This is a genomic window from Segatella copri (assembly GCF_026015625.1).
GTDB classification, from domain to species: Bacteria; Bacteroidota; Bacteroidia; order Bacteroidales; family Bacteroidaceae; genus Prevotella; species Prevotella copri_H.
In genome coordinates this window covers 1,754,542-1,780,029 of the sequence record NZ_JAPDVG010000001.1, presented here as the reverse complement: position 1 = coordinate 1,780,029, position 25,488 = coordinate 1,754,542, and the positions used below count along the sequence as shown (strand labels likewise).

Genomic DNA, 25,488 nt, shown 5'->3' with positions numbered 1-25,488 from the left:
AGAGTTTTATCTGTTCAGGATTTCCTTGGATACGAAGCCAGCCTTGTCTCCATTCTTGGCATTCGTATTGATAAAATCTGGAAAGAAAAAGAGCTTGAGCACCAGGAAGATGATAGCAAGCTTGATGAGGATGACAGCCCACAACGTCTTGCCCAGGGTCATCGTCCTGAAACCATCGTAATAGAGATGGAATATTTGGGATAGAAGTCCTAGTTTCATCGGCTTCACATCCGTTTTCATCAGGTTTTTATCCTTTTTCTTCTGCATAAGCACTCCTTCTTTAAAAAATCTGCTGCAAATCTACAATAAAATTATGTAACTACCAAATATTTTGTTGAAAAAGTTACAAAAAGATTGTTTTTAGGTATCTCATAAGGGAGTTATTTTAAAGTTTTTCTTTTTAATGTTATCTGTTTATCCATCAAAAAGTAATCTATCTTCTCTAAAAACTCTTGTTTTATTCCTTTATTTTAAAAAAATTGCCTATCTTTGCAGTCGCATTACATCAAATGGGATGCAAAAAACTTATCATATAAATAGGAGAAAATGAGGATAAAGTATGATTTGAAATAAAGTTGATGAGAAGAAGAATGTTATGAAGAAAGAGATAAATGCAAGAGAAACTTCCAGGGCGGCGGCATTCGAATTATGGATGTCGTCGCCGATGCCGATGGTAACCCTGACCAAGACATTCGACGTTTCCCGAATTTTGAAGATAAGCAGGAAGAGGGGATGGAAATTCAATATGGTCTTGTGCTGGGCGATAGGTTGTGCTGCATCGAGAACCAGGGAGTTTTATCTTCTTCCGGAAAAAATATCCGGCTCATCCTGGCGATTGATGCAATACGATTCTATCGCCATTAACGTAATTGTGGAAAATAAGAAGGGAGGAATCAATTCCTGCGATATTCCTTATTCTGATGATATTCAGAAGTTTAATGAAGATTATCTCCGTCTGACTTCTGAGGCTGCTGCTGAATGCAAATCATCTTCTTTAGAGGATGCGATGGTGGTGGGAACGTCGGCGATGATAGGAACGGAGCTTGATTGTATCGTGAATCAATACACGGATTTGTTCTGCAACCCTATGCTGATGTGGGGGAGTTATCGCCGTGGTTTCTTCCGAACCACGCTCCCCATCTCCTTCCAGTTTCATCATGTTCAGATGGATGGGGGCGAGGCTGCAAGATTTATGAAGTTATTGCAAGCTATCATGAAAATAACTAAGTTGTAGAAAGTAATTCGGCATTTTAGGAATAAATGAGGCAATTACAATAAAAAAGTTCTAATAATCTTTGTACTTTAAAGAGAAAAATGTATCTTTGCATCTAGAAATTAAACGATTAAGATTATGGATGTAAAACCTTATATAAACCCATTTAAAGAAGGTTCTGGTGATAAGGTTGAAGAACCGGTAACAGTTAGTACTTCTTCTGCTCATTAGCTTGATGCTTTGCGCCGTCAGGTGATGGATGCTGTTGCTTCGTCTGATGACAAAGTAACCTTGGTGTTGTGTCTGGATATGTTGACACATCAGAGAAAACATCGTAGAATTCATCGTGCAGGAAAATCTGATACGGAACTGGCTGCTACGCTTTCTGCGACGACCGATTGGGATGATACAGACCATGCAGATCTATCTCAGATAGATTATCAGAAATATAAGCCTTATCGTTCACCTAAAGTTCAAAAAACAATAGAAAAATGGTTGTAAGTTCTGTTGAGCAAAGAGAAATTATAAGCTGCATCTCAGAAAGTTTTATGGATAAGCTGCATCTCAGCAAGTAGAATTAAAATATAATGTGAAGAAATGTAGAATTAATTTAATGTGAAGAAATAAAAAAAACAATATACAATGAATATAGAATCTGTTAGAGAGTATTGCCTCTCGCTTCCCCTCGTAACCGAGGCTTTTCCTTTTGATGAGCGGACCTTGGCGTTTCGCATCTTGGGCAAGATCTTTGCCTGTGTTGACCTGGAGCGCCCCGAGTGGGTTACGATGAAATGTAATGCCGATTACGCCCTCGAACTCCGGGAAGTGCATCCCGAAATAGAAGGCGCATGGCATTGGAATAAGAAATACTGGAATCAGGTAAACCTTTATGGCACGCTGGAAGATGATTTCATCCAGTCCCTGATTCGCCACAGCTATTCCGAAGTGGTGAAGAAGCTCAAGAAAAAGGAAAAGCTTGAGCATCCCTTAATTCCGCAACACTATAGTTTATAATATTTTTTAAGTACCTGAGCAACAAAAAGTTGCTCAGGATTTTGTTATGTCAAAGAATTCACTTATATTAGTGTTGCAAAAAAACAAGAGAATTCGATAAATGACATGGCAAAAGTACAAATAAAATCTGAGAAACTTACTCCTTTTGGAGAATAATCCCCGATAAACCACTGTCATTGTTGGCGACAATGTCAATCGGCGTGGGTTGTCCTTATCGCGGATTTTTGTTCATACCTGATGTGAGATATCATCAGGTCCAGGCTCATCTTTGACCATATCCATTATCCTTTTACGGCATTCACCCTTTGTTTTTGAGCCTGATTTTCTCATGATAGAAATAGTTCACGATGACAGGCTTACCTTTTTCGGAGCGTCCGTAAGGCAAATCGTTCACCCGATAGGGAAAGCCTTGTGTTTGTGCATACTGGGATATGTCCTGTTCCAAAGCCTGCCAGTAATCAAGTTTTTTCTTGTTGTATATCTCTTCGTACAACGGAAAGAGCTCGGGATATTTCTCACGAATATACGTCATTATTCCTCCTTTGAATTGTCCACGCAGGTTCAGATTTTCAAGCCATATCAAATCGGCATAATTTTTCACCTCTCCAATAATCGCCTTCACATCGGTTATTCCCGGAAATATGGGTGAAACGAAACATACGGTACGGATGCCTGCCTCATAGACTTGACGCATCGCTTTCAGGCGACGTTCTATGCTCACGGCATTGTCCATATCCGTGCGGAACCGCTCATCAAGCGTATTGACCGACCACGATACCGTTACTTTAGGAAAACCTTTCAATAGATCGAGGTCACGCAGGACGAGGTCGGATTTCGTACAAACCATAATCTCGGCATTACTTCCATGTAGTTCTTCGAGCAATTTACGCGTACGACGGAAAGATTCTTCATACGGATTGTAACCATCCGTCACAGAACCTATCACAATACGCTCGCCATCATATTTGTGTGGATTCTTTATCGGTTTCCAATTCTTCACGTCCAGGAATGCTCCCCACGGTTCGGTATGTCCAGTGAAACGTTTCATGAACGAGGCGTAGCAATATTTGCAGGCGTGTGGACAGCCTACATAGGGATTGACCGAATACCCGCCGACCGGCAGCGAAGATTTGGTCATGACACTCTGTACATCTATTTCTCTGATTATTTCCTTTTCCATATTTTTTCTATAAATTGTTCTGGTAGCTCTTGAATCATTCGGTCTTCTCCCATGATAGGCAAAAGGTCTTCTTTCATAAATACCGGAATGTGATTTCTTTTCGCCTGTTCTACAATATGAAGTACCCATTCAGGATTGGCATCTACTTTCCCTTTCCTTTTGCCTGTTTCCGTCCCTATAACAGTCCATTCGTAACCCTCCAAATCTATCTCACCCACATCTTCAAAGAGAGGTTCAAAAGTGGCATGATAATGTTTAGAGCGAATGTGACCTTTTAATTCCTTCAGCCGTTTCTTCTCGGAAGCCCTAGTCACAGTAACTCCCATCCATACGTTTTCATCGTTATAAGTGATTTGATACAGACGCTCATAATATTATTGTTTCTCCATCTTCAGGAATAATCAGGCGACTCATTTCTATTTCGTGATGCATGGCCTCGTTACGCAGAATTGCGCGTGTGGTCTGCCCATGATCGGTAGCTTCCATGTGGACTGCTATTAGTTTGATGTGAGCGGGAAGTTCATCAAGCATGGTCATAACTTCCTGTTCGTCGGGAATAATAGAACCTTCTGTTCGAGAAAATTCAGGGAATATTGCACCTCCACTGTTCACTATGATGTAATCGGGAGAAAACTGTTCTATGGTCTGACGGATACACTCCTCCCACTTGCAGTCACTCATTATATATACGGTAGGGAAACCAGACGCGGTAAGCACATAGCCGGATACCGGCCCCATCATTTCTCCAATCTGTCCGAAGCCATGGTGCCCTTGGATGCGATGAATGGTTAAATCTCCAATGGTTTTGTCTTTTTCAATGCTTTCTACATTGGTAAAACCATCCTGCTTAATACCCTCTTTATCCTGCGGTTGTGTCAGGAACAGGATGTTCGTCGCTAAATGCTGTTTCACTGTCGGGTCGTAATGGTCAATATGGTTGTGTGTCAGCAATACCATATCCAGACCGTTCGTAATTTCATTCATCGGCATCGTAAGGTGTACTCTTGGGGTCTTATATACACCGAGGGCCGACTGCAAAGTGCCTTTTTCGGCAAGCATGGGGTCAACAAGTATCTCTTTTCCAGCATAATGAATTCGCAAAGTTGCATTGCGAATCAGTCGAATTGTAACATTTTTTTTCTTCATAATTTGTTGTATGAGTCCACTTGAAAAAGTGGGTTCTATTAAAATTAAACAATAGCCTTGGGCTGTTATATTCTTCCCTTGGCTTTAACTAACTCTGGCGAATAGTTAGTGTTCATTAGTTGGTCAAACAACTTTAGTACGCAACTACAGCCTTAAAAATGCCTCAAAATGGGGCTATTCGCTCTTTGAACTACTTATTTTGCAATTTGGAGACTTAATTGGCAGTCAAACCAGAAAAGACGGCGCATGTTCATCCAAGCGCATCTTGCAATTGCTTGCAAGCCGTGCTTAAAGAGTGTGCGATATCTGGTCTTGTTGTTTCTTGTATGGAAGCCATACTGGAACATTGCTGCTTCTACGTTGTTGCGTTTCTTCCGTTCTTCAAACGGTATGGACTCAACTTTGCGTCTGACCTCAGCCTTGTCCACATGCTCCTTCTTGAAATACCTATATGACTTCTTGCCATCGGCGTTCTCAAGGACAATCCATGGTGGTGGAGTAGTTCCTACCACTCCACCTTATCATTCAGAATCACGCCGTCGGTTGCATCTTCGGCTGTAAAGGTTTCGCCCTTATACTGCACGCAGAGCATCACGAGTGGTTCTGTACCATTGTTGCGAACGGAGCGCTTGCCGTCTGGTGCTACTCTCACCACGCTTCCCTCCTGAACTGGGAATACCTTGCCATCCACCTGGAATTCGCCCTTGCCGCTGAGGAAGAAATACAGTTCCTCGTGGTTCTTGTGAGTATGGAGGAAACCAGTCTCTGTGCCAGGAGCAAAGTTCTGGAATGAGAACTCGCCACCAGTAGCGTTTACGCTCTGACCTCCGAATACCTTTCCGGGAATCTTAATCTCAGGACCCAACTCTAAGGTGTAATCCTTGATTTCACTCATCTTACCAAAATCTGTGGCTGTGAAGTTCTCAGCCTTTGCAATAAGCTTTGTTTCTTTCATCTTGTCTGTTATTTTTAAATGTTTATATTTCTCTTTTTTTATTTCTTATTGTGAATTTGTGAATACTTCTGCTTTCAGCTTTCATTTCTGAATTGCGCTGCAAAGATACTGCGAAAAACTGGTTCCTGCAAGAGGGCACTTGGGGGTAAGATGGTTACTGGGAGGTAACTATTGCGTGGGAATGGGAGTAAGAAAAATGAAGCGTTAACTTAGATTAACTTGGTATGTTTGGTATCTTTTCGGATATTAGTTACTTTTGTAGCCTATTGCAGAATATTGTAGAGTTTTGCAGAATATTATAGATTATTGTAGAATATAAAAAAGATAGATTATGGCAAGAATGATAAAAGAAATGGTAGTGCAGGACTGTCCCATCCGTAACGTTCTGGCGCGCGTTTGCGACAAGTGGTCGCTACTTGTAATCTACACCCTGAAAAATCATCAGGATGGTCCCCTCCGGTTTAATGCTCTGCGTAAGCTGATTCCGGATATTTCGCAGAAAATGCTTACCAGCACGTTAAAATCGTTGGAGGTTGATGGCTACGTTACCCGCAAGGCTTATGCCGAAGTGCCGCCAAGAGTGGAGTATTCTCTCACACCCCGTGCTGAAACCCTTATTCCTATTATGGATCACCTGATAGAATGGGCGCTGGATAACATGGCTGTGATTCTGAAGGATAGGGATAAGGCTGTAGGCTGAATTCCAAGATGAGATTTCCGAAAAATATTCCCAGATGATATTTCTGAAAAATATTCCAAGATGAGTTTTCCGGAAAATTATTCATTTTTTCTGTAGTTGGGGTAATGCGTGTTTTCGGGAATCTTCGTATCTTTGCACTCGGAAATCATAATCATAATAGAATCATAACTATAAGTATAAAAATATGTATATTGAGAAAATAAAGTCGCCAGCCGACTTGAAGAAGCTGGATTTGAAGGAGCTGCAGGTAGTGGCTGATGAAACCAGACAGGCTGTGCTGAACCGTGTAAGTAAGCATGGCGGTCATGTGGGACCGAACCTGGGATTCGTGGAGGCTACCGTGGCGCTTCACTACGTTTTTGATGCGCCAAAGGATAAACTCGTGTTTGACGTAAGCCACCAATGCTATCCGCATAAGGTGCTCACCGGACGAGCTGCGGGATTCCTCGGCGATGTGGATGACATGAATGCCATTTCGGGCTATTCTTCTCCTGCCGAATGTCCGGAGTATGATAACTTTGAGGTGGGGCATACTTCTACTTCCGTGAGTCTTGCCACCGGTTTGCAGAAGGCGCGCGACATCAAGGGAACTGATGAGAACATCATCGCCATTATCGGCGACGGCTCCCTTTCGGGCGGCGAGGCTTTCGAGGGACTGGATGAGGCTTCGGAACTCGGTACGGGCATCATTATCGTGGTGAACGACAACGAAATGTCTATCGCCGAAAATCATGGCGGAATCTACAAGAACTTGCGTGCCCTGCGCCAGAGCAACGGCACCTGCGAGCACAACTGGTTCAAGGCGTGGGGCTTTGAATACAAGTACCTGGAAGAGGGTAACGACATCGAAAAACTCATCCAGGTTTTCGAGAGCGTGAAGGATACGGATAAGCCTACCGTGGTTCACATTCACACAGAGAAAGGTCATGGTTTTGCGCCAGCCGTAGCCAACAAGGAGGCATGGCATTGGGGAATGCCTTTCAATCTGGAAGATGGTTCGCGACCAAGAAGGAATGCCGATGGAACCCTCCCGGAGGTTGCTCCAACAGAGGATTACGGTACATTATTCTCCGACTGGATGCTCAGCGAGATGAAGCAGGATAAGACCCTCATCGCCGTAACCGCCGGTACTCCTACCGCAGGTGGTTTTACTGCCGATAAGCGCCAACTGGCTGGCAAGCAGCACATCGATATGGGAATCGCCGAAGAGCAGGCAGTAGCGATGATTTCGGGAATGGCGAAGGGTGGATTGCATCCGGTTTGGACGGTTTACAGCACCTTCATCCAACGCACCTACGACCAGATAGCGCAAGACCTCTGCATCAATTCCAATCCAGCCGTAATCAACGTGGTAGGAGGCGGAGTGAACTCGATGAACGACATCACCCACATCTGCCTTTTCGATATTCCGATGCTCTGCAGCATTCCGGGGCTCATCTATCTGGCTCCAACCACCTGCGAGGAGTATTTCGCCATGCTCCGCTGGAGCATTCTACAGGATAAGAAACCTATCGCCATCCGTGTGCCAAGCAATGGCGTGGTTCATACGTCAGAAGCCGTTGATGCTGAGTATGGCTACGAGGCAAAGTACAAGGTGATGCACCAGGGCGAGAAGGTGGCAGTCATCGCCGCCGGTTCGTTCTATCAGAAGGGCGAGAATGTAGTCCGCCTGTTGGCTGATAAGGGCATCGATGCTACGCTCATCAATCCCCGTTATCTGAATGAGGTGGATGCCGAGACGCTGGATAGCCTGAAGGCAAACCATCAGTTGGTGGTAACCCTGGAGGATGGCTCTAAGGATGGCGGTTTCGGCGAGCGCATCGCCTCTTACTATGGCACTTCAGAAATGAAGGTGATGGTGGGCGGCATCAGAAAGGGTCTCTACGATAGATATGATGTGCAGCAGTTGCTTTCGGATAATCGCCTGCTCGATGAGCAGATTGTGGAAGACATCTTGTTAGTGATTAATGATTAATTATTAATGATTAATTCTTAGTTAGTCGGCATAGTTAGTTTTTATTTAACGAGAAATCCAAGCCGGAGAATGATCTCTAGCTTGGATTTCTTTTGTTTTATCATCGAATGTTTGGCTTAATCCCAGTCATTAACTCAATCATCATCATCGTCATCATCATCCCAATCTCTATCGTGCTTCCACTTCTTCTTGTCATGCTTCCACTTCTTGTCGTGCTTGTGATGCTTGTCCGGCTTTCCTGGTCCATAAGTTACATGGGTTCCGCCTGGCCATCCCGGTCTTCCGTAGCTGCACTCAGGGCGAGGGCGGCGCTTGTCGTGTCCCCAGTTATGCTTTGGATACTTGGTATATATATGGTGAACATACACATGATTCTGCCAGCCGATAGGGCGATAGAAATAGTAAGAGTCCTTGAATCTTTTCCATTGTCTGGCGGTCATCATGCGCTTGAGCTGCTTGTTGCGGTAATGCCAGCCGTAGGCATCAATGTCGCGATAGCTGCGGATGCCATTGAGATAATTGAGATTGATGTTCAGAATGCTGTTGCGCTGAACGCTGCTCAATCCCAGTTCCACCACCATCTTATCTGTGATAAAACGGGCTTCTGCCTGAATATTTGTCAGTCTCTGAGCATTCATAGATGTAATCATCATCCATACTGCTACCAATGTCATAATCATTCTTTTCATAACTATCTTCTCTTTAAAGGGTTATTACTGCATTTATTTATTTCTGGTGCAAAGATAGGGAGAATAGCTGAAAACAACAAGGGGAAAACCATAATCTGATGTATGATTTTCCCTAAAAGCATCGGGGAAAACTCCCGTAATAAGATTGTAGTATCTTTTATCTGCTAATTAAAATCCTTGTAACCTCATTGACACATAATACCCCTACCTTTGCACCCGAAATTTAACAGGAATTACCCCGAAAGGGGAAATCTTTAATAAAGGTATTTATAGTCAGATAAAGAAAAATGGAAAAGAAAGTATCGGGTAAGCATAGCAGCATGAATGGCTTTGCTATGATGAAAGGTAGAGTAGCAACTGTAGTTTTGGCTTCGGCTTTATTATTGGGCGGAGGCTTGACTGCACAGGCTCAAAACACAGCATTAACAACCTGCTCTCAGAGTGCAGCAACCGCCATTCCGCAGAATCCAAACTGGAAGGCGAATGCTGCCGAATGGCAGAAACTGAAGGGCGAAATCACCCTCTACATGACCAATGATATGGGACGCAACGGCTACTATGACCAGAAGTCTATCGCCGAACTGATGGGCGAGATGGCGGGCACAGTAGATCCTGAATGCGTACTTGCCGTGGGCGACATCCACCATTTCAATGGCGTGACTTCTACCCAGGATCCTCTGTGGCTTACCAATTACGAATATGTTTATTCTCATCCCGACCTGATGCTCAACTGGTTCCCGGTTTGCGGCAACCATGAGTATCGTGGTAATACACAGGCTTTTATGGACTACGGCAAGGTGAGCCGCCGCTGGATGATGCCAGCCAAATATTACACCAAGGTGTTCGACCACAAGGGAACCACCGTGCGTGTCATCTTCCTCGACACCACACCCCTCATCGATTCCTATCGCAAGAATGCGGAAATCTATCCTGATGCCTGCAAGCAGGATGCTGAGGCTCAGCTCTCCTGGCTCGACGAAACTCTGAAGAATGCCAAGGAAGACTGGGTCATCGTGGTAGGTCATCATCCTATCTATGCCTACACCACGAAGAAGGAGAATGAGCGCCTCGACATGCAGAAGCGCCTCCTGCCTATCCTCCATAAATATAATAATGTGGCGATTTATGCCTGCGGTCACATCCACAACTTCCAGCACATCCGGAAGAAGGGCGATAACATCGACTATGTAGTCAATTCCTCTTCATCTCTGGCTCGCTCTGTGAAGCCTATCGATGGCACCGTGTTCTGCAGTCCTGCCGATGGCTTCTCTGTATTTACAGCAGATAAGAAGCAGCTGAGAATGTCGATGATCGACAAGGATGGAAAAATCATTCACACGGTTTTAAAGGTAAAAAAGTAAAAAGGTAAAAGAAGCTTTTTTGCGAAAAGAAACGAATGAAGAATTCAATAGCGATATAGATGAAAAGATTTTTACTGAGTGCGGCGCTTCTTGCCGCAGCGACTACCGCCATCCAGGCACATACGCTGGATGGTATAGTCAAGGATAACAAAACGGGCGAACCCCTCATCGGAACCGTAATCCGAGTAAAGGAGCTGCCCAACGTGAGTACCACTACCGGACTTGATGGTACTTTCACCCTGCATGAATTGCCTGATAAGGGCAAGGTGACCATCATCGTTTCCTACATGTCTTACAAGACCAGGGAGATGGTAGTGGATGTGGCTAAAGACTTCTCCAAAGAGGGAAAGGATGGACAGTTGACTATTCCGATGGATGAAGACCTGAAGCAGTTGGGCGAAGTGGTGATTACCGGTCATCGTGAATACCGCAGCGACCGCAGCGCCATAGAAACCGTGAAGAATGCCGGCAACGTGCTCAACGTGATGAGCCAGCAGAGCATCCAGCTTTCGCCTGATGTCAACGTGGCGAGCGTTCTGCAGCGAGTATCGGGTGTAACCATGGAGCGTGATGCATCGGGCGAGGCTTCCTACGCCATCCTCCGAGGCATGGACAAGCGCTACAACTACACCCTGGTAAACGGCGTGAAGATTCCTAGTCCGGATGATAAAAACCGTTACATCCCATTGAATATCTTCCCTTCTGATCTGATGGACCGCCTCGTGGTTTCCAAGTCTCTTACTGCTGATATGGAAGGCGATGCTGCCGGCGGCGTGGTGGATATGGTGATGAAGGATGCCCCATCCCGCTTCCAGATTCAGGCGAATGCAGCCATCGGAGCAAGCGATTATTTCTGGAAGGATGGCAGAGATTTTCTTACCAGCAACCGCTCTGATTATACAAAGAAATCTCCTTACGAGGCTTTCGGAAAAGACTACAAGGCGCAGATGAGCGATTTCAAGAACGGTCCTGTTCAGTTGAAGAGTCATTCTCTTCCTGCTCCTAACTTCATAGGAGGTCTGAGCATCGGCAACCGCTTCTGGAACGACCGCCTGGGCGTGATGCTTGCCGGAAGCGTGCAGAATGTTTTCCGTGGCACCGAGCGCACCTACAATTCCGTAAAGATGGCTTCGGGCGAACAGGCCATGTACATTTACTCCCTGCAGCATCGCTATTATAGCATCCACGACCTTACTGCGGGTGCTCATGCCAAGTTCGATTTAACCCTGCCTGGCCATAAGCTGGAGTGGTACAACATGTATGTGCGCACTAATTCCAAAGGCACCAGATATAACAATAGCGTCAACACCGAATACATCGGAGCCGACAGCTACACCCAGGATGATGAGGTGCGTTCTCTCTCAACCACCCAGAGCATCTTTGCCACCAATCTGAAGGGTACGCATCATCTTACCAAGGATTTTACCATAGATTGGTCGGGCGTATTCTCGCAGGCTAAGGAGGAAGATCCGGATAGAACTTACGTTACCCTGACCAACACCATAAGCAGAACTGCCGAGAATGGCGGCGATGCCGTTTCGGGTTCCATCTGGGAAGGCGACAAGAACATCATCAAGACCCTGCCTAAGAGTGCCGAACGCCGATTCCAGCACAACAAGGATACCGACTGGGCGGGTTACATCAACCTCTCTTACGATACCCGTTTCGCCAACTCTGTGGAGGCTCTCTGGAAGGCGGGTGCACAGTATCGCAGAAAGGAACGCAGCAACAGATATTATTCTTACATCTTCAATCCTGCCGACATTTCGCACCGATTGGATGGCAACGGAATAGACCAGTATGCCAACATCGATTGGGTTTGCAAGACTCCTTATTCTCAGGCTTCCCAGCTCAACTACGATTCCAAGGAGCACATCGGCGGAGCCTACGCCATGGTAACCCTGAAGAGCGAGGTGGGCGAACTGAATGCCGGTTTCCGTGCCGAGCACACCAACCAGATTTACACCATGCTCCAGCATTTCCGCAACATGGGACAGGTGGGCGAGCAGAGCTACTGGGATTATCTGCCATCGGCATCCATCAAGTGGACGCCAACCAGGAAGATGAACGTGCGTCTCTCTTACTATCGCTCCATCAACCGTCCGGGCTTCTACGAGATAGTGCCTTATCAGATTCAGGGCGAGGAGTATCAGGAAAAAGGTAATCCAAACCTGAAGCGTGCCCGCATCGACAACATCGACCTGCGCTGGGAGTGGTTCCCAAGCAAGACCGAGCAGATTCTTGCCGGCGTATTCTATAAGTATCTGAAAGACCCTATAGAGCAGGTGTTCGTAACATCGGATGGCAAGATTGGCGCCGGAACCGATGCCTACTACATGCCTGATAACCTGGGTAATGCCAAGAACATGGGCTTCGAAATCGACGTAATCAAGTACATCCGCCACTTCGGAGTAAAGGCGAATTATACTTACACCCATTCTGAAATCACCACCTCGAAGCGTGAGTACCAGGAGGGTAGTGCCGAGTATAAGACGGGTGTAACCCAGACCCGTCCGCTGGTTAACCAGGCTCCTCATACCGCCAACATCTCCTTATTATATAAGGATACGGAGCATGGCTGGAATGCGCAGCTGGCCTCTTCCTTCACGGGCACCAAGCTTGCCCTGGTTTCTCCTTTCAAGGATGCCGACCAGTGGGACAAGGCGATGTTCGGTCTCGATCTGAGTGCCGAGAAGCAATTCAAGAACGGCATCTCCATCTTCTTCAAGGCAAACAATCTGCTCGATGCCAAGCGCGAGAGATACTTGAAGACCGTGAACAAGAGCAACCTGGAGTATGAGGGTCAGAAGAGCGATAAGACCATCGTGGGCACTTATCAGTATGGCAGAACCTTCCTGCTGGGAGTAAGATACAAACTTTAAAAGGTAAAAAAGTAAAAAGGTAAAAAATGAAAAAGATAAATACTTTTACTGCTTTGCTTATGATGGCAGCAGCTGCAATGTTCTCCACATCTTGCGAGAACGATAATATCAATCCATACGATTACGTGAATAATGGCGGTAATGGAAGTAATGAGAACCAGGGTTCTGAAAAAACCTTTACAACGAAGGTGGCAGAATATCCTCCAGGTTCTGTGGTTTGGACCAAGGATACTACTCTGAGCCAGAGCGTAGAGATTCCTGTAGGAGCATCGCTCTACATTGAGCCGGGCGTAACCGTTACCTGCAAGTCAGAGGTTCAGGTGCCGGTAGAAATCGTGGTATTGGGCAATCTCTATTGTCTGGGAACCGCCGAAAAACCGGTAGTCTTTACTTCTGATACCAGGAAGCCTGCTGATTGGGGCGGCATCATCTGCGGATATAATTCTGAGGAGGTGGTGCTCAACCACGTGGATGTGGCCTATGCTGGTGCTACTCCTACCGAGAGTTCAGCTTCTTTCCAGAACAAGCTTTTCAAGACCACCATCGATGGCGGTGTGCCAGCCTTCCACTTCTGTAATGTGAACGGCAAGTTTGTGATGGCAAACAGTTTCTTCCATGACAACTACAACGACCAGACTTACTTTACCGGTGGTAACGGCGTGATTATCAATAATATCTTTGCCGATAGCGGAAATGCAGCCGATGGCGGTGAGGCCATCAACGTGAAAGCGGGTTGCAAGCTCGATGTAGCCAACAATATCATCTACAACGCCTGCACCAACGCCTTCAAGCTTTCGAATGCCGGAAATAGCGAGGTGATTCCTCTCTCTGAGATGACCGCCTATAACAACACCATCATCAACTGCGGCTGGCGCCGTTCCAAGAACAAGAAGGGTGGTTCTGTCTGGGTAGAGAAGGCAGCTAAGCCAATCTTCGTGAACAACCTCATCTACGATTCCCGTTTCGGTCTGAAGCAGCCAAAGAAGGATGGTGTAGATATGGAGCACAGCCGTCTTACTCCAAACTACTACTTTGCATCTACAGAGCCTGGCGTAGCACAGATGGCGAAGGGTGCAGAGCTCGGCATCTGGTTTGATACCGACATCAAGAGTAGCGTGGCTGGTCAGCTCAACCCTCTCTTCAAGAGTTTCAAGCAGAGCGAGAAGATGAATATCAACTGCGAGATTGATAAAGTGGAGAATGGTGCTCCATTAGCATTCGACAAGAGTTGGAATTTCGATTATCAGGCAGGCAGTCCTGCTCTTTCTGGTGGTGTAACTGATTTTACTCCGCTCTTCCCAGAGGGTCTGCCATTCTTCGGTATGAAGCAGGTGAATTTCCTGGATAAGAATAACGACCAGAACTATTACTTTGCCGCCCCATTGCCAAGTGCAAGATTCGGACTCTCCTCTTATCTCCTTTCTTCCTTCTTCCTGTATTAATAATGTGTTAATCTCGGGAAAAGTCTTGGTTGATTATAGGATAAAATGTTCTTTAACCCTATTGAAATCTCCGTTCATAGACGTTGAACCGCGGTTCAGCGTCTATGAACGGCGGTTCAACGTCTTTGAACGGACATTCAACGTCTATGAACGGAGATTTTATCTAGTTATAAATGCTTTTATTCTTAGTTGAAAGAACTGTTTTAGTAGGTTAAAATCCTTGTTTTACCCCTCTTTTTGTTCTAATAAAAAAGAAAAAGCTTTGAAAACAATCTCGTTTTCAAAGCTTTTTCCTTATTTATGCCTCTTTCTTCTTCGTCTTAGGAAGAACGAGGTTGAGAACTACGCCGATGACGGCGGAGAGACCGATGCCGGAAATGGCGAAGGAACCGGATGAGAGAACGGCGCCACCCAAGCCCATCGTCAGCATCACAGAGATGATGATGACATTGCGGGTTTCATTCATGTCTACCTTGTTCTGCATCAGATTCTGAACGCCCACACTTGCGATGGTTCCAAAAAGCAGCAGCATGATGCCACCTAAAACCGCCTGAGGAATGCTCTGCAACAAAGCACTCAACTTGCCCACGATAGAGAAACAGATGGCGGTGGCTGCGGATATGCGAATCACGGCAGGACTCGTTACCTTGGTGATAGACATCGCACCTGTTACCTCTGAATAAGTGGTCTCAGGAGGTCCGCCCAGAAAGGCTGAACAGAGACATGCCAGTCCATCGCCCAACATCGTGCGATGCAATCCCGGATCTGCCACGAAATCCTTCTTGGCTACGGCACTCACTACATATACATCGCCGATATGCTCCAGCACCGGAGCTATCGCCACGGGCAACATATAGAGGAATGGAGCCCAGGAGAAATGGGTGATGGTATCGAAGGATACAGGACAGGAGAACCATGATGCCGCTGCCACGCCCGAGAAATCTACCTCGCCCATGCAGATGGCGATGACATAGCCCACGATAACCCCAGAAATGATAGGAACCAGCTTCATCAAGCCCTTGCAGAAGGTAAGCACCAGGATAGCGGTGATGAGCGATGCAAAGGCGAGAATCCAGTTGGTCTTTGCCATATCCACAGCGCTGCCCGAAAGGGAGAGACCGATGAGGATGATGGCGGGACCTATGACTACCGGAGGAAAAATCCTGTCCAACAGTTTCTTGCCCTGCCATTTCACCAGGGCGCTCATGACGAAATACACCAGAGAAACGCTGGTTAGTCCGGCGATTGTTCCCGGCAGTCCCCATTGTTTGGTTGCAGCGATGATAGGGGCGATAAAGGCGAAGGAACTGCCCAGGAAAATAGGCACCTTACCCTTGGTGATGAAGTGAAAAAGAAAGGTTCCTACACCAGCGGTGAAGAGAGCCGTTGCCGGATCGATGCCTATCAGAAGAGGCACCAGAACCGTTGCACCGAAAGCCACAAACAGGAACTGTACTCCCACAAGGGTTTTCTTGGTCATAGAAAGTTGTTCTGTATCCATAGTCGATATTCTTTATTAGTCTTTCAGACTCTCCTGATACCAGTCGAAGAGTTTCTTCACACCATCCTCAATCTCTACCTTATGCGTCCAGCCGAGGCTGTGGAGCTTATCTACAGAGATGAGCTTGCGCATGGTTCCATCTGGCTTGCTGGCGTCAAACTCTACCTCGCCTTCGAAACCTACTGCCTTTACTACAAGTTCAGAAAGTTCACGGATGGTGAGCTCCTTGCCGGTACCCACGTTGATGTGGCAGTTGCGAATCTCACCGAGAGAAGGGATAGCGCCACCACGGCCCTCAGAGTTGTTTCTATCCACAGCACCATCTACCTTGGCACCATAGAATACAGAACTGTACTTCTCGATACCGATGATGTCCTTGAAATCTACATTCAGAAGCACGTGAACGCTGGCATCTGCCATATCCTCGCTCCAGAGGAATTCACGCAATGGTTTGCCTGTTCCCCAAAGTACTACCTTGTTGTCATAGATGCCATAGAACTCCAGCGCCTTCAGAATGCGCTCGTGAGAGTTGCTGCCGTCTACGTTACCCTCGCCGATGATTTCGCGGAGCTTATCAGTAGGGTTGATAGGGCGCTTGTTCATATCCACCTCGATGCTGTGCCAGTCGCCATCGTGGATGAGTTTGGCAAGATAAATCTTGCGCATCATCGCAGGCATTACGTGGCTGTTCTCCAGATGGAAGTTATCGTTAGGACCATAGAGGTTGGTTGGCATCACAGCGATATAGTTGGTACCATACTGAAGGTTGTAGCTCTCGCACATCTTCAGTCCGGCAATCTTGGCGATGGCATATTCCTCGTTGGTATATTCCAGCGGAGAAGTAAGGAGCACATCTTCGCTCATAGGCTGCGGTGCATTCTTAGGATAGATGCAGGTAGAGCCCAGGAAGAGGAGCTTCTTCACGCCATGAGAATAAGCGTTGCTGATTACGTTGCATTGCATCTTCATGTTCTGCATGATGAAGTCTGCACGATACAATGAATTCGCCATGATACCGCCCACGAAGGCAGCAGCCAATACTACTGCATCAGGCTTTTCCTCGTCAAAGAACTTCTCTACTGCATACTGGTCGGTCAAGTCGAGTTCTTTGTGAGAACGACCTACCAGGTTGTTATAACCTCTCTTCTTGAGGTTATTCCAGATAGCAGAACCCACGAGTCCGTGGTGTCCTGCAATATAAATCTTTGAATTCTTATCCAACATAATTACTTAACAATTCCCTTTTCCAAATATTCTGCAAGATTGCAGCGAACCTTCTGACCGGCATCCTCGGCAGCAACCTTCGCCATATCGCTCTCTACCATAATCTTTACGAGATCCTCGAAAGAGGTGGTGTTAGGATTCCAGTTGAGCTTAGCCTTAGCCTTTGTTGGGTCACCCCAGAGGTTTACCACGTCGGTAGGACGGTAGAAATCAGGAGAAACCTCAACGAGTGTCTTGCCGATGAGTTCCTCAGGACCCTCAACGCAGATACCCTTCTCGTTCTCATCCTTGCCTTCCCATTTCAGTTCGATTCCTACATAGTGGAACGCCAGCTGGGCGAACTCACGGACAGAGTGCTGCTTACCTGTTGCAATCACGAAGTCCTCTGGTTTCTCAGCCTGGAGAATCAGCCACATACACTCTACATAATCCTTGGCATAACCCCAGTCGCGGAGCGAATCCAGGTTACCGAGATAGAGCTTGTCTTGCTTGCCCTGCTTGATGCGGGCTGCAGCCAAAGTAATCTTGCGGGTTACGAAAGTCTCACCACGGCGCTCACTTTCATGATTGAAGAGGATACCAGAGCAGCAGAACATATCATAAGCCTCACGATACTCCTTGACAATCCAGAAACCATACTGCTTGGCAACAGCGTATGGAGAATAAGGGTGGAATGGAGTGTTCTCGTTCTGAGGGACCTCTTCTACCTTACCGTAGAGCTCAGATGTTGAAGCCTGATACATGCGGCAGGTCTTCTCCAGACCGCATTGGCGGATAGCCTCCAGGATACGGAGCACACCGGTAGCATCTACATCTGCTGTAAACTCAGGGGAGTCGAAGCTCACCTGTACGTGGCTCTGTGCTGCCAGATTATATACCTCAGTAGGTTTCACCTTGTTCATTACCTGAATGATACTCATAGAGTCACCGAGGTCAGCATAGTGAAGATGGAAATTAGGTGTACCCTCCAAATGGGCAATTCTTTCGCGGTAGTCGGTAGATGATCGGCGGATAGTTCCGTGAACATCATACCCTTTTTCCAACAATAATTCAGCCAAGTATGAACCATCCTGGCCTGTAATACCTGTAATTAAAGCTACTTTTCTATTCATGTCATTATATGTTTTTAATGATGTCTTTTTATTGAATAAGTCAGAATATCTGTGGGTGAACCGGATTAAGCCTTAGCAATCAGGTTTTCAAAGTCATCACAGAATTCAGTCATCTGGTGATAGAGTAGATTGCAACCCTTATTGGATAATTCTTCATCTGGTAGCGGACCGCTGTTAATTGCTACCGTAAAAATGTTGGCTGCCACGCCGGCACGGACGCCCAAAGGAGCATTCTCTACCACGATGCCTTCCCAGGGTTTCAGGTTTCCTGCCTTCTGCAATCCCATGAGATATGGGTCAGGATTTGGTTTGCCGCGCTTTACATCATAGGCGGTTACGATATGTGCTTCATCCAGAAAATCGCCGAAGTCGTTGAGCAGTCGCATGATGAGCGGGCGCTGTCCGCTTCCTGTTACCACTCCTACCTGCATGCCGGCATCTTTAATCTTCTGCATGATTTCCTTTACGCCAGGAAATATTTCGGCAGTAGGCATCGAGTGGAATATTTCGGTCTTCACATCATACATTTTCTGTGCTTCGTCCAGCGTGATGTCGATGCCCTTCTGCTTCTTCACCATCATCTGGATTGTGTCAATGCCTCGGGCTCCTTCGGTGGCATAAGCATCGGCTGCTGTCATGTGGATATCAAACTGTTTCATCGATTCCTGCCATGCCACAGCATGATTTGGCATACTGTTATACAGCACGCCGTCCATATCAAAAAGCACGGCTTTAGGGTTGAATTCCCCAAAGCCGTGTTCTTTCATATATTTAAAAATAATTTCCTTCATCAATTATTCATTCTTCAAGCGCTCCTGGATAGCTTTGCTCTCTGCCTCATAACCTGGCTTGTTGAGCAATGCGAACATATTCTTCTTGTATGCCTCAACACCAGGCTGGTTGAATGGGTTCACCTCTTCCAAGAGACCGCTGATACCGCAAGCCTTCTCGAAGAAGTAGATCAGCTGACCGAGGTAGTAAGCGTTCAACTCTGGTACGTTAACCAGGATGTTAGGAACACCACCGTCAACGTGAGCCAGACGTGTACCAAGCTCTGCCATCTTGTTCACCTCGTCAACACGCTTGCCCTCGAGGAAGTTCAAACCGTCGAGGTTCTCATCATCGTGAGGGAAGAGCAACTTCTCGTTAGGAGTCTCTACGCTGATAACAGTCTCGAAGATAGAGCGCTCGCCCTGCTGAATCCACTGGCCCATAGAGTGAAGGTCGGTAGTGAAGTCGCAAGCTGCTGGGAAGATACCCTTCTGGTCCTTACCCTCGCTCTCACCATAGAGCTGCTTCCACCACTCAGCGAAGTAGTGAAGTTTAGGCTGGAAGTTGCATACAATCTCAATCTTCTTGCCAGCCTGAGTATAGAGAGCCTGACGTGTAGCTGCATAGATAGCTGCAGGATTCTCCTCGAAAGCTACGTCCTTGCCGCAAGCCTTCTCCATGTCAGCCGCACCAGCTACGAGCTGCTTTACATCGAAACCTGCTACTGCGATAGGCAACAAACCTACTGGGGTCAAAACAGAGAAGCGGCCACCTACATTATCAGGGATGATGAAGCTCTTGTAACCTTCCTTGTCAGCACAAGTACGTGCAGCACCCTTCTTGGCGTCGGTTACAGCTACGATAACATCCTTAGCCTCTTCCTTACCGCGCTGTTCCTCGCATTGCTTCTTCAAAAGACGGAAAGCGAGAGCTGTCTCAGTAGTGGTACCAGACTTAGAGATATTGATGACACCAAACTTCTTGTTCTTCAAGAAAGAAGTTAACTCGAAGAGGTAGTCCTCACCGATATTGTTACCTGCGAAGAGGATAGTAGGGTTCTTCTTGTCGTTTACGAGCCAAGCGAAAGAGTTGCCGAGGCCTTCGATAACGGCGCGTGCACCGAGGTAGCTACCACCGATACCTGCTACAACAACCACCTCACACTTTTCGCGCAAAGTATTGGCAACAGCCTGAATCTCATTGAGGAACTCAGGAGTGATAGAAGATGGCAAATGCAACCATCCCAAGAAATCGTTACCTTCACAAGTGCCGTTCTCAAGAGCTTCCTGAGCGGCCTTAACCTTAGGCTCGTAAGCCTTTACTGCACCTTCTGCAAGGAATGATGCAGCCTTTGTAATGTTTAAGCTGATACTTTTCATTTTTTCTTTTAATATCTAAATGAATGTGTTAATGTTACTACTTGAAGACAAACTCTTCTGCCGAAACCGACGGATAGGATGTGCCTATCTGAACGAGTCGGTCAAGAGTTTGATTTCGATTTGCGGACTGATGCGCTCGTACAATATATTATATACAGCATCGAGAATCGGCATGTTGACGTGCATGTGGCGATTGATTTCCTTCATACACTTGGTGCCGAAATATCCTTCTGCAATCATCTCCATCTCTATCTGCGCACTCTTCACGCTGTAGCCCTTGCCTATCATGGTTCCGAAGGTGCGGTTGCGGGAAAAATTGCTGTAACCTGTTACGAGCAAGTCGCCCAGATAAACTGAGTCGTACATGCTTCGGTCGATAGGGTGGACGGCTGTCAGGAAGCGGTGCATCTCCTGAACAGCATTTGACATGAGTACCGCCTGGAAGTTGTCACCATACTTCAGACCGCCACAGATACCTGCTGCGATGGCGTATACGTTCTTCAGAACCGAAGAGTATTCGATACCGATGACGTCGCTCGAAGTCTTGGTCTTGATGAATTCACTCGCCAGACAATCGTTGGCGAAGGCACGCGCCTTTTCGGTATCGCTACAGCCCACGGTGAGATAGCTCAGTCGCTCCAGTGCCACCTCCTCGGCATGAGAAGGACCTCCGATGCAGGCGAGGTTCTCGTAAGGCACATCGTAAACCTGATGGAAATACTCTGAGCAAACGAGGTTTTCATCAGGCACAATACCTTTGATGGCTGTGATGATGAACTTATCGCTGATTCGCGTCTTGAGCTTCTTGAGATGATTCTTCAGATAAGGCGACGGGGTGACGAACACGAGTGTATCGTAGTTCTGCACTATCTTGTTGATGTCGGAAGAGAAGAAAATCTCATCTACATTGAATCGTGCTGACATCAGATAGGCAGGGTTGTGCCCCATGCGCTTGAAGTCCTCGATGCGGTCATCGCGACGCATATACCAGCCTATATGATGAGTATGACCCACCACAATCTTGGCTATTGCCGTAGCCCAGCTACCGCCGCCAATTATCGCTATTTTACCGCAGTTGAACACTTCGAATGAATTTATAATTAATAATTAATAATTAATAATGTATAATGAGGCTTTCGCCTTTGTTTGTAGATATAATGTATAACCAATAAAAAGCCGGAACTCTTTATTAATTATACATTATTAATTATGCATTATCAATTAAGCATTTGCTGCATTAATCCAGCCCTGGATGTCGTCAACAGAAGGCTTCTCGTAGCCGAGCTTGTACTTCTTGTTGATTTCTCCAATCTTCTGCTGCAAGCCTTGTGCTTTTTCTTCACGGATATCAGAGATGAGGTTGAAGCCTGCCTTGCGGAGCACGTATGCCCAATCCTCTGGCACGCCAATCTCTTCCCATTCCTTGATGGTGCTCTGTGGCATCTTCTTCTCTGGCTTCATCTGTGGGAAGAACAATACCTCCTGGATGAAGGTCTTGCCGGTCATCAGCATTACCAGGCGGTCGATACCGATACCGATACCTGATGTTGGAGGCATACCATACTGGAGGGCACGGAGGAAGTCCTGATCGATGATCATCGCCTCGTCATCACCCTTGTCAGCAAGCTTCATCTGGTCGATGAAACGCTCTTCCTGGTCAATTGGGTCGTTGAGCTCAGAGTATGCATTGGCAAGCTCCTTACCGTTTACCATCAACTCGAAACGCTCGGTCAAGCCTGGCTTAGAACGGTGCATCTTGGTCAATGGAGACATCTCTACAGGATAGTCGGTGATGAAGGTTGGCTGGAGGAAGGTTCCCTCGCAGAACTCGCCGAAGAGTTCGTCAATCAACTTACCCTTACCCATGGTCTCATCTACGTCCATGCCCTTCTCCTTGCAGAATGCGCGGATCTCTTCCTCGGTCTTGCCGTCGCAGTCGAAACCGGTCTTTTCCTTGATGGCATCGAGGATAGGCAGACGGCGATATGGAGCCTTGAAGCTGATGATGTTGCCATCAATCTCGCGCTCTGGCTTGCCGTTTACGGCGATACAGATCGTTTCGAGCAACTTCTCTGTGAAAGCCATCATCCAGTTGTAGTCCTTGTACTGAACATAAAGCTCCATACAGGTGAACTCAGGGTTGTGGTTACGGTCCATACCCTCGTTGCGGAAGTTCTTGCCGATTTCATAAACACCCTCGAAACCACCTACGATGAGGCGCTTCAGGTAGAGCTCGGTAGCGATACGCATGTACATATCCTGGTCGAGCGCATTGAAGTGGGTGATGAATGGGCGGGCAGAAGCACCACCGGCAATGCTCTGAAGGGTAGGAGTCTCTACCTCAGTATAACCTGCGTTGTCGAGTACGCTGCGGAGTGTGCGGAGTACGGTAGCACGCTGCAGGAAAGTATCCTTTACACCATCATTAACGATGAGGTCAACGTAGCGCTGGCGGTAACGCAACTCAGGATCGTCGAACTTGTCGTAAGCCACGCCATCCTTGTACTTCACGATAGGGAGTGGCTTCAAGCTCTTAGAGAGCAGGCACAGTTCCTTGGCGTGAACAGAAATCTCGCCAGTCTGTGTGCGGAATACGAAACCCTTTACACCGATGAAGTCACCGATATCGAGGAGTTTCTTGAATACAGTATTATAAAGGTCCTTGTTCTCGTCTGGACAAATCTCGTCGCGGGCGATATAGACCTGGATTCTTCCCTTTGAGTCCTGCAACTCAGCGAAGCTAGCTTTACCCATTACGCGGCGACCCATCATACGTCCGGCGATAACTACCTGGCGTGGCTCGTCCTCGTCCTTGAATTCAGCTTTGATATCTGTGCTGAATGCATTGGTTGGAAACTCTGCTGCTGGATATGGGTCGATGCCCATCTCGCGCAATGTCTGAAGACTCTGTCTGCGAACGATTTCCTGTTCGCTTAGCTCTAAAATGTTCATATTCTATTCAGATATATCTTTTATTTTCTTATTTTTGGTGCAAAAATACAAAATAAATCTGAACTATATGCCGTTTTTTATGTTTTTTATTATTAAAGAAAGGAAAAGGTATGTAAAGTTTGCCCTTCATCAAATAAAAAGTGCGATAAATTTTGTTTTCTCTAAAGAAAGTCTTACCTTTGCGTTGAGTTTATCAGAAACATACTTTGGAGCGAAGAGAAAACGAATAGCTCTGAATCAATAACAAAATACGAAAAATAGGAGATAATAAGATGAACATAGATGAATTAGTAAAAAGAATCAGCAAGACTGATGGATTATCCAAGACCCTTGGAATGCATTTCATTTCTACCCCTGAGCCTGATACGCTTCAGGCAACGATGATGGTAGATGAGCGTAATCGCCAACCTTTCGGCTTCTTGAGTGGAGGTGCTTCTCTGGCTCTTGCCGAGAATGTGGCGGGTATCGGTTCCCTGGCGCTCTGTCCGGGACAGATTGCCGTGGGTATCAACGTGAACGGTACTCACGTTCAGGCGGTCAGCGAGGGCGATACGGTTACTGCCTTTGCCAAGATTGTGCACAAGGGCAGAACCTTGCATACCTGGCAGGTGGATATCAAGAATACGGCTGGTGAGGTAATCTGTACCGTACAGGTAACCAACTATGTGTTCACTCCAAAGAAAGACAATCAGAAAAAGGGGGCAGAAACTAAGGTATGATAGCTTTTGCGTATTATCGTCTGCCTTATCTGCACCATGCTACCTATGTGGCTCAGCATGAGGGAGAACCTGAGGTACTCTCTTCTGTGGCAGAACTGAATGGCAAGGAAGGTTTCGTGATAGCTCCTTTCGCACCATCCAGCGAATGTCCCGTGGTGTTAATGCATCCGGATGAAAGCAAACTTCTCTCTGCCGAGGGGGCTGAAAATGCATCGCGATGCGGCACTTCCTACGTCGTGACGCAGCAGAATTTACGTCGTGACGCAGCAGAATTTACGTCGGGACGTAATTTTGAAGCCTATGCAAGGGAGTTTGAATGCTTTCACCGGCAGCTCTCTGAAGGTAAATTCAGCAAGATTGTTCTGGCAAGAAAACTGCGTATTCAGAGTCATCGGCAGCCTTTAGAATCAGTCCAGACTTCAGCAGTGCAAGATGTCGGCAAGACTTCAGCTGTGCAGAATACTGTCAATACTTCAGTTGTGCAGGATGCAGACTCTTTAAAGGCTCTGTTTCTGAAGACCTGCCGGATGTATCCCCGTCTTTTTGTAGCCTTGGTTTATACACCCCAATCGGGTATATGGCTGATGGCTACACCTGAAATTCTGCTCAAAGGTGAACAGAATCAGATGGCAACCATGTCGCTGGCAGGCACCCAAAAGGCTGAACCTTCCAAGACCGTAGCCGATTATCCGGTAGAAGGGATAGAATGGTCGGAGAAAAACAGAGAGGAACAGCAGTATGTAACCGATTATATCGAGGATTGCATCAAGGTCTTTTCGGATGAATATCAGAAGAAGGGACCTTATACCACGATGGCTGCCAATCTCTATCATCTCCGTACCGACATCGCTTTCCGTCTGCATGATACGGGGCGTTTGGGCGATGTGCTCGATGCCTTATATCCTACGCCTGCCGTCTGTGGAATACCGAAGGATGAAGCTCGCCGGTTTATCCTGCAGCATGAACATCAGTCGCGCAAATACTATAGTGGTTTTGTGGGACCGATTTCGCCGAAAGGTAAGACGCATCTCTATGTTTCCCTGCGCTGCATGAACATCCTGGATGACGGCTCCTGCGAACTCTATGCCGGAGGCGGATTGCTGAAGGAAAGCGAGATGGAGAAGGAGTGGAAGGAAACTGAAGCTAAGATGCAGACCATCCTGTCGGTCCTGTAAAGGTCTTGCAGAGAAATGATAGGGATTCATTCTGATTTTATAATGCTAAAAGACAAAGGCTCTTCAAGAATCTGAAAACATAAAAACAACCTAAAAAA

The 25,488-nt window shown here is 46.7% G+C and carries 24 protein-coding genes; 10 read left to right on the top strand and 14 right to left on the bottom strand.

Annotated features, from left to right (window positions below):
* Positions 1-6 precede the first annotated feature (6 nt).
* Positions 7-219: a DUF4492 domain-containing protein gene (locus tag ONT19_RS07900; RefSeq protein ID WP_437183481.1), complete on the bottom strand. Its 213-nt coding sequence runs from the start codon at positions 217-219 to the stop codon at positions 7-9.
* Positions 220-595: 376 nt separating this feature from the next.
* Here ONT19_RS07900 and ONT19_RS07895 point away from each other — a divergent pair, with 376 nt between their 5' ends.
* From ONT19_RS07895 to ONT19_RS07885, 3 genes are all read left to right on the top strand, one after another.
* Positions 596-1,234 carry a CatA-like O-acetyltransferase, family 2 gene (locus tag ONT19_RS07895; RefSeq protein WP_117691651.1) on the top strand — a complete coding sequence of 213 codons (639 nt, stop codon included), beginning with the start codon at positions 596-598 and terminating at the stop codon, positions 1,232-1,234.
* A 234-nt stretch (positions 1,235-1,468) separates the two neighbouring features.
* Positions 1,469-1,714, top strand: coding sequence for a hypothetical protein (locus tag ONT19_RS07890; protein WP_118140222.1), 246 nt, complete (start codon positions 1,469-1,471; stop codon positions 1,712-1,714).
* 141 nt (positions 1,715-1,855) lie between these two features.
* Positions 1,856-2,227 (top strand): MmcQ/YjbR family DNA-binding protein, encoded by a 372-nt coding sequence (locus tag ONT19_RS07885; RefSeq protein ID WP_264952782.1) that lies wholly within the window; start codon positions 1,856-1,858, stop codon positions 2,225-2,227.
* Positions 2,228-2,525: 298 nt separating this feature from the next.
* Here ONT19_RS07885 and ONT19_RS07880 read toward each other — a convergent pair whose 3' ends face one another.
* The 5 genes from ONT19_RS07880 to ONT19_RS07860 form a co-directional block, all read right to left on the bottom strand.
* Positions 2,526-3,407, bottom strand: coding sequence for a radical SAM mobile pair protein B (locus ONT19_RS07880; protein ID WP_264952783.1), 882 nt, complete (start codon positions 3,405-3,407; stop codon positions 2,526-2,528).
* Positions 3,392-3,760 carry a DUF5131 family protein gene (locus ONT19_RS07875; RefSeq protein WP_264953091.1) on the bottom strand — a complete coding sequence of 123 codons (369 nt, stop codon included), beginning with the start codon at positions 3,758-3,760 and terminating at the stop codon, positions 3,392-3,394. Before ONT19_RS07875 ends, ONT19_RS07880 begins: the two co-directional genes overlap by 16 nt.
* Positions 3,761-3,773: 13 nt before the next feature.
* A complete protein-coding gene (locus ONT19_RS07870; RefSeq protein WP_118078705.1) occupies positions 3,774-4,553 on the bottom strand; it encodes an MBL fold metallo-hydrolase in 780 nt (259 codons plus the stop codon).
* Between the two features lie 194 nt (positions 4,554-4,747).
* Positions 4,748-5,065 (bottom strand): hypothetical protein, encoded by a 318-nt coding sequence (locus tag ONT19_RS07865; protein WP_118078704.1) that lies wholly within the window; start codon positions 5,063-5,065, stop codon positions 4,748-4,750.
* On the bottom strand, positions 5,059-5,508 hold the full coding sequence (locus ONT19_RS07860) for a cupin domain-containing protein (protein WP_264952784.1): 450 nt from the start codon (positions 5,506-5,508) through the stop codon (positions 5,059-5,061). The genes ONT19_RS07865 and ONT19_RS07860 overlap by 7 nt, the downstream gene beginning before the upstream one ends.
* A gap of 331 nt (positions 5,509-5,839) precedes the next feature.
* On the opposite strand from ONT19_RS07860, the gene ONT19_RS07855 reads away from it, so the two are divergent.
* Both ONT19_RS07855 and ONT19_RS07850 read left to right on the top strand, forming a co-directional pair.
* Positions 5,840-6,208: a winged helix-turn-helix transcriptional regulator gene (locus ONT19_RS07855; RefSeq protein WP_264952785.1), complete on the top strand. Its 369-nt coding sequence runs from the start codon at positions 5,840-5,842 to the stop codon at positions 6,206-6,208.
* 184 nt (positions 6,209-6,392) lie between these two features.
* Complete coding sequence (locus ONT19_RS07850) at positions 6,393-8,183, top strand: 1-deoxy-D-xylulose-5-phosphate synthase (protein WP_264952786.1); 1,791 nt, start codon at positions 6,393-6,395, stop codon at positions 8,181-8,183.
* 134 nt (positions 8,184-8,317) lie between these two features.
* Here the strand turns inward: ONT19_RS07850 and ONT19_RS07845 are convergent, their stop codons facing one another.
* Complete coding sequence (locus ONT19_RS07845; protein ID WP_264952787.1) at positions 8,318-8,872, bottom strand: hypothetical protein; 555 nt, start codon at positions 8,870-8,872, stop codon at positions 8,318-8,320.
* A 287-nt stretch (positions 8,873-9,159) separates the two neighbouring features.
* Here ONT19_RS07845 and ONT19_RS07840 point away from each other — a divergent pair, with 287 nt between their 5' ends.
* The 3 genes from ONT19_RS07840 to ONT19_RS07830 are packed head-to-tail and all read left to right on the top strand — an operon-like array spanning position 9,160 to position 14,557.
* Complete coding sequence (locus ONT19_RS07840) at positions 9,160-10,233, top strand: metallophosphoesterase (RefSeq protein ID WP_264952788.1); 1,074 nt, start codon at positions 9,160-9,162, stop codon at positions 10,231-10,233.
* Between the two features lie 59 nt (positions 10,234-10,292).
* Positions 10,293-13,115 (top strand): TonB-dependent receptor, encoded by a 2,823-nt coding sequence (locus ONT19_RS07835; protein WP_264952789.1) that lies wholly within the window; start codon positions 10,293-10,295, stop codon positions 13,113-13,115.
* Positions 13,116-13,141: 26 nt separating this feature from the next.
* Entirely contained in the window at positions 13,142-14,557 is a 1,416-nt protein-coding gene (locus ONT19_RS07830) for a hypothetical protein (RefSeq protein WP_264952790.1), read from the top strand.
* 298 nt (positions 14,558-14,855) lie between these two features.
* Here ONT19_RS07830 and ONT19_RS07825 read toward each other — a convergent pair whose 3' ends face one another.
* The 7 genes from ONT19_RS07825 to lysS form a co-directional block, all read right to left on the bottom strand.
* Entirely contained in the window at positions 14,856-16,058 is a 1,203-nt protein-coding gene (locus ONT19_RS07825) for a uracil-xanthine permease family protein (protein ID WP_117691623.1), read from the bottom strand.
* A 15-nt stretch (positions 16,059-16,073) separates the two neighbouring features.
* A complete protein-coding gene (locus tag ONT19_RS07820) occupies positions 16,074-17,279 on the bottom strand; it encodes a GDP-L-fucose synthase family protein (RefSeq protein ID WP_118065348.1) in 1,206 nt (401 codons plus the stop codon).
* Between the two features lie 5 nt (positions 17,280-17,284).
* Positions 17,285-18,394 (bottom strand): GDP-mannose 4,6-dehydratase, encoded by a 1,110-nt coding sequence (gene gmd / locus ONT19_RS07815; RefSeq protein ID WP_022121697.1) that lies wholly within the window; start codon positions 18,392-18,394, stop codon positions 17,285-17,287.
* Positions 18,395-18,459: 65 nt separating this feature from the next.
* The gene (locus tag ONT19_RS07810; protein ID WP_117691754.1) at positions 18,460-19,185 is read right to left on the bottom strand and encodes an HAD family hydrolase; all 726 of its coding nucleotides are present in this window, start codon (positions 19,183-19,185) and stop codon (positions 18,460-18,462) included.
* A 3-nt stretch (positions 19,186-19,188) separates the two neighbouring features.
* Positions 19,189-20,544 carry a glucose-6-phosphate isomerase gene (locus ONT19_RS07805; RefSeq protein ID WP_264908931.1) on the bottom strand — a complete coding sequence of 452 codons (1,356 nt, stop codon included), beginning with the start codon at positions 20,542-20,544 and terminating at the stop codon, positions 19,189-19,191.
* Between the two features lie 84 nt (positions 20,545-20,628).
* Positions 20,629-21,627: an NAD(P)H-dependent glycerol-3-phosphate dehydrogenase gene (locus tag ONT19_RS07800; protein ID WP_117691619.1), complete on the bottom strand. Its 999-nt coding sequence runs from the start codon at positions 21,625-21,627 to the stop codon at positions 20,629-20,631.
* Positions 21,628-21,765: 138 nt separating this feature from the next.
* On the bottom strand, positions 21,766-23,496 hold the full coding sequence (lysS, locus tag ONT19_RS07795; RefSeq protein WP_264952791.1) for a lysine--tRNA ligase: 1,731 nt from the start codon (positions 23,494-23,496) through the stop codon (positions 21,766-21,768).
* A 272-nt stretch (positions 23,497-23,768) separates the two neighbouring features.
* On the opposite strand from lysS, the gene ONT19_RS07790 reads away from it, so the two are divergent.
* Both ONT19_RS07790 and ONT19_RS07785 read left to right on the top strand, forming a co-directional pair.
* Entirely contained in the window at positions 23,769-24,215 is a 447-nt protein-coding gene (locus ONT19_RS07790; protein WP_119238091.1) for a PaaI family thioesterase, read from the top strand.
* A complete protein-coding gene (locus ONT19_RS07785; protein ID WP_264952792.1) occupies positions 24,212-25,390 on the top strand; it encodes a chorismate-binding protein in 1,179 nt (392 codons plus the stop codon). The genes ONT19_RS07790 and ONT19_RS07785 overlap by 4 nt, the downstream gene beginning before the upstream one ends.
* Positions 25,391-25,488: the final 98 nt, after the last annotated feature.